Below are 13,454 nucleotides of genomic sequence, written 5' to 3' on the forward strand. Positions count from 1 at the left end.
GCGGACATTTCAGACCCGGAATGTTCCAGGTTGGTCACCGAGTCCCTTAAAACCCAGTAAAGAAGCGATCATTTCCGCCATGAGTTTTCCTCCGCCTCCGCCGTCGAACCAGCCGCAACCGCCGAACCAGCCGCCCCACAACAACCCGGGTGGATTCGGCCCGCCGGCCGGCGGCTACGGCCCCGGCGGTCAGGCCCAGGGCGGATACGGCCCCGGCGGCTACCCCCCGCCCCCGGGCGGCAACCAGGCCCCCGGCGGCTACGGCCCGCCGGCCGGCGGCTACGGCCCACCGGGACCGGGTGGCCCGGCCGGTCCCGGAGGCTTCCCGCAGCCGCCCGGCCCGCCCGGAGGCGGCGGCAACGGCAAGGTCATCGCGGCGATCATCGGGGGCGGTGTGCTCGCGCTGGCCGCCGTCATCACCTTCGTCGTGATCGCCAACGACGATGACGGCAACAACAACCGTGCCCGGACGTCCAGTTCGAGCCCGAGCGCCACGCCCTCCGAGAGCACCTCCCCCTCCGCGGACCCCTCGCCCTCCGAGTCCGCCGACGTTACGGACTCCAGCGGCACGCCCTCGCCCTCCAGCAGCCAGATCCCCTTCTATCTGCTGAAGGTCGGCGACTGCTACGACCTCGCGAAGGACGGCGGCGGCAACAACGACGCGGCCTCCTGCGACGGCCCGCACGACGCCGAGGTCGTCACCACCCACCGCCTCGGCACCGGCCTGACCACCGAATCCGAGATCAAGGACAAGGCGGCCTCGCTGTGCCGCGACGAACTGGAGCGCAAGGCGACCCGGCAGCCCGCCGGAACCGCCGAGGGCACCTACGTCCAGTACCCCTCCCTCAAGGGCTACAAGTTCGGCATCAAGTCCGTCAGCTGCAGCCTGATGGGCAACCGGACCGGCACCAAGAAGCTCACCAAGCCGCTGTCCTGAGCCGGACGGTCACCACCGTCGTCGGCACCCCGCTGTCCACCAGGCGGCCCTGATCGTCGAACGCGTCAGGGCCGTCGGTCATACCGAAGTCGTTGTCGTTGACGAGGGTCAGGGTGCGGCGGCCGCCGACCGCGACGCCCTCGATCTTCCCCGGTACGCCCGCGATCCCCCGCAGGTCGACGACCAGCCGCTTGGGCAGCACCGGCGCCCGGCCGGCGGACTGCTCCAGCGCCGGGCTGGTCGCCGGGTCGTCCCAGCGCGAGCCGAGGATGTTCCAGCGCCCGCCCAGGTCGACCCGGTGCAGCCGGGCCGCCTTGTCGGTGCGCTCCTCGACCAGCAGCCGGTCGCGACCCACCGCCACCACGGACGAGATCTTCAGCTCCGAGGTGTCGTCCTCTCCCGGGTCGACCTCGCCGACCGGGTCGAAGCGGTAGGCGTACTCGGCGGTCACCGCACCCCTGGCGGGCGAGAAGCGCAGCAGCCGGCCGTTACGGGACGCCTTGCCGGCCGTGGCGTCCGGGTGGGCCAGCGGGCTCTGCACGGCCGCCACCAGATCACCGTCCGGCAGCAGCGCCAGCCCCTCGAAGCCGCGGTTGACCGCGCGCTTGCGCAGCAGACCGGGCAGCGACTCCACGACCGGATAGCCGGTGCCGGTCAGGCCCAGCCCCTTGGGGACGTGCCGGGCCAGCACCCGGCCGGACGCCGACACATGGACCAGCGAGGGCCCGTACTCGTCGGCCAGCCAGAAACTGCCGTCGGCGGCCCGCACCACGCCCTCGGTGTCCAGCCCGTCGGGGTCGTACGACAGCGGCCGCCGGGCGTCGTAGGTGTACGGTGCCTCGTCCCGGCCGCGCTGGTTGGGCAGGCCGGTGACCGCCTTGCCGGAAGGCGTGGTGATCGGGCGCGCGTCCACCACGGAGACCCGGCCGCCGGACACCCTGATCTTGACCAGGGCGGGGTCGAAGGCGGGCACCGGGAACGTCCGCCGCTTGCCGCCGTCCACCGTGATCTGGCCGTTGGGCCCGCGGTCGGTGACCGTCCAGAACTCGCCGGGCCGGCCGGCGGGGAAGAGGTCGCTGCCGATGCCGCCCAGCTTCACCCCGTGGTCGTCGTCGACGCCGTCCGGTAGCAGCGCATTGCTGAACTCGCCCAGAGGGATCGCCGGCAACCGCGCGGATCCGGTGACGGCGGCCGGCGGCGGGCCGGCCTGGGCCGTGGACTGGCCCGGCACCGCGGCCAGCACCGCCACCGGCAGCGCCACCCACAACGGTCGGCGCAGCGCACGTTTCGACGACATCGAACCTCCAGGACGGACTCGTGGAACTCAGCCCGCCCAGCGTTCCGTTGCCGTCCCAACGGCAGATGAACCGCGGCCCACCACCGGTCAAACGCGTTTGACCGCCGCCTCCCCGTCCGCGTCCGCCACCTCGCCGACCTCGGCGGCCGCCGGATCCAGCACCCGCGCCAGGAACGTCCGGGTCCGCTCGTGCCGGGGAGCGCCCACCACCTGCTCCGGAGTGCCCTCCTCGACGATCACCCCGCCGTCCATGAACACCACCCGGTCGGCGACCTCCCGGGCGAAGCTCATCTCATGGGTGACGACCAGCATCGTCATACCGTCCTGGGCCAGTCCGCGCATCACCGCCAGCACATCGCCGACCAGTTCGGGATCGAGGGCCGAGGTCGGTTCGTCGAAGAGCATCAGCTCCGGTTCCATGGACAGTGCGCGGGCGATCGCCACCCGCTGCTGCTGCCCGCCCGACAGCTGTGCCGGATAGGCCGCCGCCTTGTCGCTCAGTCCGACCCGCTCCAGGTTGGCGCGGGCGATCCGCTCCGCGTCGGCGCGGTCGCGGCGCAGCACCCGCCGCTGAGCGATCGTCAGGTTCTCCAGCGCGGTCAGATGCGGAAAGAGGTTGAAGGCCTGGAAGACCATCCCGATCCGCCGTCGGACCAGATCGATGTCCACGTCCGGGTCGGTGACGTCGGTCCCGGCCACCATGACCCGTCCCGCGCTGGGCTCCTCCAGCAGGTTCACACAGCGCAGCAGCGTCGACTTCCCGGACCCGGAGGGCCCGATGACGCACACCACCTCTCCGCGCGCCACCGAGAAGTCGACCCCGCGCAGCACCTCCAGTTCGCCGAACGCCTTGCGCAGGCCCTGTACGTCGATGGCCTTCGCGTCCTCGGCGGCATCAGCCGCCCGGTTCGTGGTCATGGAGCTCACCTGGCCTTCGCCGTACGGGCTTCCAACCGCCGGACCAGCTGGCCGAGCGGAAGGGTGATCACGAGGTAGAGCAGCCCGGCGATCAGGATCGGGGTCAGGCTCTTGTGCTCATTGAGCGCGTCCCGGCCGAAGTTGGCCAGCTCGAACTGATTGAGCGCCAGCCCCAGCAGATAGACCAGCGAGGAGTCCTTCGTCAGCAGGATCAGCTCGTTGGTCAGCGGCGGCAGCACGATACGGAACGCCTGCGGGATGACGATCGACACCATCGCCCGGCCGTGCGACATCCCCAGCGAACGCGCCGCCTCCGTCTGGCCCTTGGGCACCGCCTGAATTCCGGCCCGGATGGTCTCCGCCATATACGCGGCGCCCACCAGGCCGAGCGACAGCATCACCGTCACGTTCATATCGAGCGCGACCTCGAAGGCCAGCGGAACACCGAAGCCCAGCGCGATGAACACCAGCAGTGCCGGGATTCCGCGGAAGAACTCGATGTAGGTGATGGCGATCCAGCGGTACGGCGGCACCGACGACAGCCGCATCAGCGCCAGCACCAGGCCGAGCGCGAGACCGAACCCGAATCCCAGCAGGGTGTAGATGATCGTGTTGACCAGCGCCGTGGTGATGATGTCGGGGAACAGCGCCTTGGCGACCTCGACGTCGAAGAACGCCGACCGCAGCTGGTGCCAGTCGGCGACCAGCGCGATGACCGCCACGGCGACCACCAGGACGCCGTACTGCACGCCGCGGATCAGCCGGGCGCGCCGTCTTTTGGACAGGGGCATCAGGACCGGCCTCAGCTCTGCGGTGTGGTGCCGAACCACTTCTTGTAGATCCGGTCGTAACTTCCGTCGGACTTGGCCTTCTTGATGGCCTCGTTGATCTTCTTGCGCAGGGCGTCGTTGCCGGTGCGTACGCCGATGCCGTAGTGCTCACCGGTGTTGAACTCCGCGGTGACCTCGGTGTCCGCGTTCTGCTTCACATAGTCGAAGAGCACACCGTTGTCATTGATACCGGCATCGACCTGGCCGGACTTCACCGCGGTCAGCAGCAGCCCCAGATCCTCGAACTCCACCAGCTCGACGCCCTTGCCGTGGTCCTTGGCGTAGATTCCGCCGGTGGTGGCCTTCTGATAACCGAGCTTCTTGCCCTTGAGGTCCTCGACCTTCTTGAAGGGCTTGCCCTTCTTGGTCAACAGCGCCTGGGTGGCGTTGAAATAGGGGTCGGAGAAATCCATCACCTTGTCGCGGGCCGGCGTGATCGTCATGCCGGCGGCGGCCAGATCGCACTTGCGGACGGTGAAGTCCTGGCCGGTCTCGATGCCTTCGAACGGCGTGTTGATGATCTCCTGCTTGACGCCCAGGTCCTTGGCGACCAGATCGACCAGGTCCACATCGAACCCGACGACCTTGCCGTCCTTCTTCACCTGGAACGGCGCGTACGGAAGGTGGGTGCAGGTCTTGAGAGTGCCGGCGGAGACGAGCTCCAGGCCGCCGGAACCCTTCTTCCCGTCGGACTTGGTGCTGCTGCACCCCGCCAGGACGGCGACGGCCGCGGCGACGGCTATGACAGGCAACGCGGAGCGAGCGGACACCGGTCCTCCAGTGCGGGACGAAGATCAACCATGTCGTACGTGCTGCGATGTGGCCTGCATCCTGCCACCGACCAGGAGAGCTGTCGCCGCTGCTTCGGTTGCGTCTGTGTAACGCCTTCGACCCGCGTACACGTCCGAACCGACCGCCGGTCCCGTTTTTCCGGCCGCCCGCTCAGCGGCCCAGACCGGCCGCCAGCGCGGCGATCGCGTCCGGTCCCACCCGGCAGCAGCCGCCGATGAGCCGGGCGCCGTCCGCCGCCCAGCCGGCGACCCGGTCCGCGCCGAACGCCGGGTCGCCGTACCACGCCCGCGCCTCGGCGTCCCAGCTCTCCCCGCTGTTGGGGTAGACCACCACCGGCTTGCCGGTGACCCGCGCGGCCGTCCGCACCGCCCGGTCCGCGTCGTCGGGCGCGCAGCAGTTCACCCCCACCGCGATGACCTCGTCCGCGTCGGCCGCCGGCGCGAACGCCTCGGTCAGCGGCTGCCCGGCCCGGGTGCGGTCACCCGCGACGCTGTACGACAGATAGGCCGGCACCCCGAGCCCGCGGACCGCCCGCAGCAGCGCCCGGGCCTCGTCGACGTCCGGCACGGTCTCCAGCGCCAGCACGTCGGGCCGCGCCGCGGCCAGCACCTCCAGCCGCGGCCGGTGGAACCGCTCCAGCTCCGCCACCGACAGGCCGTAGCGGCCGCGGTATTCGGAACCGTCCGCCAGCATCGCCCCGTACGGACCCGCCGACGCGGCCACGTACAGCGGCCCGGCGACCCCGCCCGCCCGCGCCAGCGCCGCCGCCTCGCGGGCCAGCGCCACACTGCGGCGCAGCAGCTCCGCCGCTTGCTCCTCGGCGATACCGCGGCGCGCGAAGCCCTCGAACGTCGCCTGATAGCTGGAGGTGATCGCGACCTGCGCCCCGGCCTCGTAGTACGCCTGATGCGCCCGCACGACGGCCTGCGGCTCCTCGGCCAGCAGCCGGGCCGACCACAGTGCGTCGCTGAGGTCGGCCCCGGCGGCCTCCAGCTGATTGGACAGCCCGCCGTCGAGGACGACCGGCCCCGCGGCGAGGGCGTCGGCGAGCGAAGGGGAGGTGCTGACCATGGTGCGAAGCCTCTCGATGCGCGGTGCCGGCCGAGCGATCTCCCGCCCGGCCGACCGGACTCCCGGCCCGGTGCGCCGGTCGTCCGCTCTCCCTTCGGATCGTAGCGCCGGCCGCTGACACCGCCGGCGGCCGGCGCCTCACCCCGGCGCCCCGCGAGGCTCAGCGCAGCGAGGAGAACACGAACGAGAACCGCGCCGGCGCCACCTCCAGCCGGTGCCGCGGCAGCACCCCCGGCCCGCACGACTGGCTGCCGATCCCGTGCTGCGCGTGGTCGAGATGCAGCCAGAGGTCTTCACCGGGCCGCAGGTCCGTGGTGTGCCGGGCCGCGGTCAGCTCCTCGTCGGTCCACCGGCGGGCGGAGAAGGAGAAGTCCGGGTCGCCCTCGACGCGCAGGCCCGAGCCGTCCGTACGGGTCAGCCGCACCCAGCGCACCCCGGGCCGCGCGCCGTTCTCCTGCGGCCGGACGTACGGCGTCTGCAGCGCGTCCACCGGCATCGCCCAGCGGCCGATCTGCGCGGCCTGCCGGGTGTCCGGATAGCCCTCGCCGGGCCCGCCGCCGAACCACTCCGCGAACCCCAGACTGCCGCTCACCGACATAAGCACCCCCAGCCGCGGCAGCGGAACCGGCCAGTCGCCCTCGGGATCGACGGTCAACTCCAGCCGCAGCGCGTCGCGGTGGGCGCTCCACCGGTAGACCGTGCGCAGTGCCAGGGGCGACCCGGCCGGCGCGACCCGGGTACGGACCACCAGGGCCTGCGGGCCGGGCTCGACGGCCTCGACGCGGTGCCGCATCCGGTGCAGACCGAGCCGCCGCCACTCGGTGGCCGGCCGCGGCCCCGGCTGCCAGGGCGCGGCCTCGTCGTTGTCGGTCGGCGCCCGCCAGACGTCCAGCCGGGGGCCGCGGAGCTGTACGCCGTCCAGATAGCCGAGCGCCCCCGTGGTGGCGTCGAAGGTCCCCGGGCCGAGGAGGATCACATTGCCCTCACCGCGGCGCGGCCTGGCGGTGGCCCCCGGCGGAGCGGCGACCGGGCGCCGGCCGGCCGGCACCTGGCCCCAGGCGACCTCGTGCCCGGCCGGCGCCCAGGCGGCGTCCTCGTCCAGCACCGCCCGCACCGTCCAGATCGCCTCGCCCTCGTCCCGCTCCTCGGCCGGCGCCTCCGGCAGTGCCACCACGGCCGACTCATCCGGCGCCAGCGCCGGCACCTCCATCCACCCGTGTCCGCGCACCTCGCCCTCCACCTCGTACCGCCAGAGGAAGGCCAGGTGCCCCAGGTCGGCGAAGTCGTGCAGATTGGTGATCCGGACCGCGTCCGCACCGCCGTCGGCCGCGGACTCGCCCTCGATCCGCACCGGCTCGATGACCTTCTTGAACGAGATCAGGCCCGGTGACGGCACCCGGTCGGGGAAGACCAGCCCGTCGCAGACGAAGTTCCCGTCGTGCAACTCCTCGCCGAAGTCGCCGCCGTAGGCGTGGAAGACCGCACCGTCCGGTGTCTGCTGCCGCAGCCCGTGATCGATCCACTCCCAGACGAACCCGCCCTGGCAGCGCGGGTAGGTCTCGAACAGCCGCTGGTACTCGCTCAGCCCGCCCGGCCCGTTGCCCATCGCGTGCGCGTACTCGCAGAGCAGGAAGGGCAGTCCACGCCGCCGGGCGTCGAGGTCCGGATCGGCCAGCGGCTCCTCGGCGCGCTGTCCGATGCGCGCCACCTCGGCGTGGTCGGCGTACATCCGGGAGTAGACGTCGGTGTCGGCGCAGCTGCGGTCGCCCTCGTAGTGCAGCGGGCGGGACGGATCGCGCTCGCGCATCCAGGAGGCCATCGCGGTGAGCCCGCGGCCCGTCCCGCACTCGTTGCCCAGCGACCACAGCACGACGCTGGGGTGATTCTTGTCCCGCTCGACCATCCGGCGGGCCCGGTCGAGCAGGGCCGGCTCCCAGCGCTCGTCGTCGACCGGGTTGTCCCGCCAGCCCTGCTGGGCGAAGCCGTGCGTCTCCAGATCGCACTCGTCGACGACCCACATCCCCAGCTCGTCGCAGAGGTCGAGGAACGCCGGGTGCGGCGGATAGTGGCTGGTGCGCACCGCGTTGATGTTGTGCCGCTTCATCAGCAGCAGATCACGGCGCATCGTCTCGGGGCCGACGGTGCGCCCGTAAAGCGGGTGGAACTCATGGCGGTTGACGCCGCGCAGCAGGATGCGGCGGCCGTTGACCTTCAGCAGTCCGTCCTCGACCCGGACGGTCCTGAAGCCGATCCGCAGCGGGACCCGCTCGCCGGCGGTGACCAGCTCCCCGTCGTAGAGGTGCGGCTGTTCGGCCGTCCAGGGGCGCACCGCGACCGTCGCGCTCTGCCCGGTCGCCAGATCGAGGCCCAGCTCCGGTACGGTCACCCGCCCGCCGGGCTCGCACTCCACGCGCAGTGTGCCCCGCCCCGTGACGTGGTCGAACCCGGCGTGCACGAAGTGGTCGACGACCGAGCCCTCGGGACGGCGGTGGACCGACACGTTCCGGAAGATGCCCGGCAGCCACCACTGGTCCTGGTCCTCCAGATAGCTGCCCGACGACCACTGGTGGACGCGCACCGCCAGCACGTTGCGGCTCGGCCGCAGCAGATGCCCGACCTCGAACTCGTGCGGCAGCCGGCTGCCCTTGAAGTGCCCCAGCTCCCGCCCGTTGAGCCACACCCGGGCGCAGGACTCCACCCCGCCGAAGTGCAGCACCGCGGGCCCCGCGCCCCAGCCGTCGGGCAGATCGAAGACGTGCCGGTGGTCGCCGGTGGGGTTCTCGTCCGGCGGTCTCGGCGGATCGACCGGAAAGGGGTAGGCGGTGTTGGTGTACGCGGGCGCGCCGAAGCCCTTGAGCGCCCAGGTGCCGGGCACCCGCAGCTCCCGCCACTGGGCGTCGTCGAAGTCCGGGCGGGCGAACGCCTCGTCCTCGGCGTCGGCGCGCGGCGACAGCCGGAACCGCCAGGTGCCGTGCAGCGAGAGCCGGGCGGCGTCCGATCTCTGGTACCAGGCCCGCGGCGGCAGCGCTCCGCTGCCCGGCGAGCGGTCCTCGTAGTAACGGGGGCGGGGGTGCGGGCTGCCAGGGTGGTGCGGTGCGCGGTGCGTGTCGTCGGCGGTCCGTGGCGGCTGTCCGTGAGTCGGCTGCTGCGGCGCGTGCTGCGAAGTACCGGTCACTGGTCCTCCTGCTGCGGGCGACTTGCCTGGCGGGGGGTGGCCTCAGCGAATCACGACCGGGGGCACGGCGCAGCCGGATGGGGCGGATCGGGCCAGCCCGAGGCGGCGACCGCCTCCGAAGGCGGCCCGCCGCCCCCCGGGCCCCTCACTCCTGCGCCGACAGCCCCGCCAGCGCGCCCGCCGGATCGTCCGTGGCCGGGCCCGCGGGCACCCACCGCCCGCCCTCCTGGCGATACGGCCACCAGCGGCCGTCCCGTCCGTAGCGCAGCTGGACCTCGCCGCCGACCACCGTCCAGCGGTTGCCGTCGGCCCGCAGCCGTGGCCGGGCCTCGCCGTCCTCCCAGGCGGCCGCGAGCCGGCCGGCGGCCCGGGCCAGCGCCTCCGGCTCCGGCGTCCACTCCTCCTCCAAGACCGCGAGCCCGGCGGCGCCACCCAGCTCCCAGGCCCGTACGGCCAGCGCCAGCCCCCGCGGATCGCGCCCCGAACCGGCCGCCAACCGCGCCGATATCTCCTCCCCGGGACCGGCCGCCGCCAGCCGCACCGCGTCCTGGGCGGGCGTCAGCGCCGGCGGCGGCGCACTGTCCGGGTGCCGGGCCGAGAGCGCGTCGGCGAGCAGCCGCTGGGCGCGTGCCGCCGCGTCCTCGATCAGCAACTCCAGTGCGGGCACCGTCACTCCGGGCGCGGGCGGGGTGCCGCCGCCGAGCGCCGGTGCGGCACCCGGAGTGTCGACCGGCGGCGGTGGCGGGGGCAGCGGCGGCAGAATGTCGCGCGCCGCGTACGCCTCGGCGGCCGGCACCCCCGCATCCGCCTCAGCGGCCGGCGCGTCCTCGCCCGTGGGCACCGCCGCCCGCGCCGCGCTGCGCTCCTGCAGTTCGTCGAGCAGCTCCCGCTCGCCCCGGCCGCGCAACAGCAGCAGCACGAACGGGTCCTCGTCCAGCAGCCGCGCCACCTGGTAGCACAGCGCCGTCGAATGCGCACAGTGGTCCCACGCCCCGCAGCCGCACTCCGACTCCAGGTCGCCGATGCCCGGCAGGAGTTCGATCCCGGCGGCGGCCGCGTCCTCGACCAGGACCGGCGGCATGTCCCGGTCCAGCAGCGCCGCGATATGCCCGGCCCGGTCCGCGACCAGGTCGAGGAACCGGTCCCAGTCCGCCGCGCTCAACTGCTGCAGCAGGACGTCGGACCGGTGCGGCGTGTGGTCACGGTCCTGGACCAGCGCGGTGATCCGCCCGGGACGTACGGACACCGCGCCGACCGCGCCGGCCCGCGCATGCCGCCGGCCCAGTTTGACCTGCGCTCCGTCGAGCGCGGAGTCCTCCAGCGCCTTGAGCCACGCCTGCCCCCACCAACTCCGCGCGAAGGCCCGGCCGCGGTTCGCCGGCAGCGCGGCGAAGGTCCGCTCGGGCCCGGCCGCCGCGGCCCCGTCGGAGTATCCCGCCGTGTCGTTCCCGGGTGTGTTCATCGCTCGCTCCCTCGCAGTGCGACCAGGTCCGCCAGCTCGGCGTCGGTGAGTTCGGTCAGCGCGGCCTCGCCGGCCCCCAGGACCGCGTCCGCCAACCGCTGCTTACGGGAGAGCATTTCGGCGATCCGGTCCTCGATCGTGCCCTCGGTGACGAACCGGTGCACCTGCACCGGCTGGGTCTGCCCGATGCGGTACGCACGGTCGGTGGCCTGCGCCTCGACGGCCGGGTTCCACCAGCGGTCGAAGTGCACGACATGCGACGCGCGGGTGAGGTTCAGCCCGGTGCCGGCCGCCTTGAGCGACAGCAGGAACACCGGCGCCGCACCGTCCTGGAACCGCCGCACCATCTCCTCGCGCCGGGCCACCGGCGTCCCGCCGTGCAGCAGTTGGGTGGGCAACCCCCGAGCCGCCAGATGCGCCTCCAGCAGCCGCGCCATCTGCACGTACTGCGTGAACACCAGCACGCTCGCGCCCTCGGACAGGAGGGTGTCGAGCAGCTCGTCCAGCAGCTCGACCTTCCCCGAACGCCCGGAGACCGTGACGGTCGTGGCGGCCGGCGCGCCGTCCCCGGGGCCGTACTCCTTCAGATACTGCGCGGGGTGGTTGCAGATCTGCTTGAGCGAGGTGAGCAGCTTGACGACCAGCCCGCGGCGGGCGAACCCGTCCGCCCCGGAGATCTCGTCGAGCCCCTCGCGCACCACCGCCTCGTACAGCCCGGCCTGCTCCCTGGTCAGCGCCACCGCACGGTCGGTCTCCGTCTTGGGCGGCAGCTCCGGCGCGATCCCCGGATCGGACTTGCGGCGACGCAGCAGGAAGGGCCGCACCAGCCGGGCCAGCCGCTCGGCCGCCGCGCCCGCCTCCGCCGACGCCGCCACACCGCCCTCGACGGCCTGCGCATAGCGCGTACGGAACCGGCTGAGCGGCCCCAGGAGGCCGGGCGTCGTCCAGTCGAGGATCGCCCACAGCTCCGACAGGTTGTTCTCCACCGGGGTGCCGGTCAGCGCCACCCGGGCCTTGGTGGGGAGGGTCCGCAGGGCCTTGGCGGTCGCGGAGAAGGGATTCTTGACGTGCTGCGCCTCGTCGGCGACGACGAGCCCCCAGCCCACCTCCGCGAGCTTGGTGGCATCCAGGCGCATCGTCCCGTAGGTGGTGAGGACGAACTCGCCGTCCGCCAGGGACGCCAGGCTGCGCCGCCCGGCGTGGAAGCGGCGCACCGGTGTGCCCGGCGCGAACCTCTCGATCTCCCGCTGCCAGTTGCCCATGAGGGAGGTGGGGCAGACCACCAGCGTCGGACCGGCGGACGCGGGCTCCTGCTGCCGGTGCAGATGCAGCGCGATCAGCGTGATCGTCTTGCCGAGGCCCATGTCGTCGGCGAGACAGGCGCCCAGCCCCAGCGACGTCATCCGGTGCAGCCAGCCAAGGCCGCGCAGCTGGTAGTCGCGCAGGGTCGCGGTGAGCGCCGCCGGCTGCCGGACCGGGGTGCCGTCGGCGCCCTCGGGGTCGGCGAGCCGGTCGCGCAACCGGGCGAGCCAGCCCGAGGCCTGCACCTCCACACGGCCGCCGGCCGGGTCCTCGGCACTACCGGTGAGCGCGGCGCCGAGCGCGTCGAGGGGCGTGACCTTGCGGTCCCGGCGGTCCCGGGCGGCCCGTACGGCCTCCGGGTCGATCAGCACCCACTGCCCGCGCAGCCGGACCAGCGGCCGCCCGGCTTCGGCGAGCCGGTCCAGCTCCGCCCTGCCGAGCTCCTGATCGCCCACCGCGAACCGCCAGCTGAACGACAGCAGCGCGTCCGCCGACAGCAACGACGGCAGCCCCGACTCCGGCCCGTCCGGCCCGTCGCCGTCCGCCGCGTCCGGTGGCCCCACCACGGCCCGGCTGGTCAGTGTGCGCGCCAGCGCCTTCGGCCAGTGGACCTGCACCCCGGCGGCGGCCAGCGCACGGGAGGCCGGCCCGAGCAGCTCGGCGACCTCCTCGTCGGCGAGCTGCAGCGCGTCGGGCACCGCCGCGGACAGCAGCGGGGTGAGCGGAGCCCAGGCGTCGGCGGCGCGGCGCAGCGTCAGCAGCGTGTCCATCCGCGCCCGCGGCCCGAACGCCTGCCCCGCCGCGGAGGTCCCCACCCACACCTCGGCGGCATCCGCGACCAGTGTCGGGTCGGTGAGGCTGTGCAGCTGCAGTACGGCGGTGAAGGTGGCGGGGGAGTCGGTGTCGACGGGGGCGCGCGAGGCGTCCCGGCCGCCGGGGCCGTCCGCCCCCTGGACCTCCACCCGCAGGGAGATGCGTACGCCCGCGTCATGGCCGGCGGCGACGTCCGCGGCCCAGGCGCGTTGCTCGGGGACGTGACTCGGGGCGGCCGCCGCGAAGGCCGGCGCGCCGGTGACCAGCGCCGCGGCGGGGGAGCGCGGCAGCCCGTCCGCCACCGCGTCGAGGAAGGCCCGTAGTTGCCGCTCAGGGTCGGGCAGCGCCACCGGGTCGCTGTCCGCGAGGGGGACGGCGTGCGCGTAGGGCGGCATCGCGGCCGCGAGGTCACGCAGCCGCTCGACGTCCCCTGGGTCGAGCGGACCCGCCCGCCAGGCGTCGAACCCCTCGGGGCTCACCCCTGGCAGTAGCCGTCCGCGTGCCGCCAACTGGAGCGCCAGCACGGCCGCGGCACCCCAGAAGGCCGCCGCCGGATGGGTGCCCCGTGCGGCCCGGGCGCGCGTGAGCACGGGCAGCGCTTCGGTAACGGGCAGCACCAAGGCGGGGACCTCGCACACCTCGACCGCACCGTCCTCGCCGGGCAGGGCGACGCACAGCCGGTCGTGCGGTGTGTCGGCGACGGGCTCGCCGTCCGGGCGCCAGAAGGCGACCCGCCCGGTTCGCGGCGGATCCGACGGCAGGAAGACCGCCGCACAGCGGGCGAGCTCGGCGAGCCGAGCCGGGGTGACCGTGGGGAGGAAGGGCACTGGGTCCAGGACTCCTCAAGTTTGACTAAT

At 73.4% G+C, this 13,454-nt stretch carries 9 protein-coding genes; 1 reads left to right on the plus strand and 8 read right to left on the minus strand.

Annotation, left to right across the window (positions count from 1 at the left end; all coding sequences use genetic code 11):
• The first annotated feature begins 79 nt into the window (after positions 1-79).
• Positions 80-937 carry a hypothetical protein gene (locus tag WAB15_RS34365; RefSeq protein WP_407288647.1) on the plus strand — a complete coding sequence of 286 codons (858 nt, stop codon included), beginning with the start codon at positions 80-82 and terminating at the stop codon, positions 935-937.
• Here WAB15_RS34365 and WAB15_RS34370 read toward each other — a convergent pair.
• From WAB15_RS34370 to WAB15_RS34405, 8 genes are all read right to left on the minus strand, one after another.
• A complete protein-coding gene (locus tag WAB15_RS34370; RefSeq protein WP_407288648.1) occupies positions 918-2,234 on the minus strand; it encodes an esterase-like activity of phytase family protein in 1,317 nt (438 codons plus the stop codon). The genes WAB15_RS34365 and WAB15_RS34370 overlap by 20 nt on opposite strands.
• An 87-nt stretch (positions 2,235-2,321) precedes the next feature.
• On the minus strand, positions 2,322-3,152 hold the full coding sequence (locus WAB15_RS34375; protein ID WP_399145226.1) for an amino acid ABC transporter ATP-binding protein: 831 nt from the start codon (positions 3,150-3,152) through the stop codon (positions 2,322-2,324).
• A 5-nt stretch (positions 3,153-3,157) separates the two neighbouring features.
• The gene (locus tag WAB15_RS34380) at positions 3,158-3,943 is read right to left on the minus strand and encodes an amino acid ABC transporter permease (RefSeq protein ID WP_399145227.1); all 786 of its coding nucleotides are present in this window, start codon (positions 3,941-3,943) and stop codon (positions 3,158-3,160) included.
• 11 nt (positions 3,944-3,954) lie between these two features.
• On the minus strand, positions 3,955-4,752 hold the full coding sequence (locus tag WAB15_RS34385; RefSeq protein WP_399145228.1) for a basic amino acid ABC transporter substrate-binding protein: 798 nt from the start codon (positions 4,750-4,752) through the stop codon (positions 3,955-3,957).
• 172 nt (positions 4,753-4,924) lie between these two features.
• Positions 4,925-5,845 (minus strand): homocysteine S-methyltransferase, encoded by a 921-nt coding sequence (mmuM, locus tag WAB15_RS34390; RefSeq protein ID WP_399145229.1) that lies wholly within the window; start codon positions 5,843-5,845, stop codon positions 4,925-4,927.
• A gap of 160 nt (positions 5,846-6,005) precedes the next feature.
• A complete protein-coding gene (locus WAB15_RS34395; protein ID WP_407288649.1) occupies positions 6,006-9,020 on the minus strand; it encodes a glycoside hydrolase family 2 TIM barrel-domain containing protein in 3,015 nt (1,004 codons plus the stop codon).
• Between the two features lie 145 nt (positions 9,021-9,165).
• Entirely contained in the window at positions 9,166-10,482 is a 1,317-nt protein-coding gene (locus tag WAB15_RS34400; protein WP_407288650.1) for an SWF or SNF family helicase, read from the minus strand.
• Positions 10,479-13,424 (minus strand): SNF2-related protein, encoded by a 2,946-nt coding sequence (locus WAB15_RS34405; RefSeq protein ID WP_407288651.1) that lies wholly within the window; start codon positions 13,422-13,424, stop codon positions 10,479-10,481. The genes WAB15_RS34400 and WAB15_RS34405 overlap by 4 nt, the downstream gene beginning before the upstream one ends.
• Positions 13,425-13,454 lie beyond the last annotated feature (30 nt).

The organism is Streptomyces sirii, from assembly GCF_045690365.1.
Classification (GTDB): Bacteria; Actinomycetota; Actinomycetes; order Streptomycetales; family Streptomycetaceae; genus Streptomyces; species Streptomyces sirii.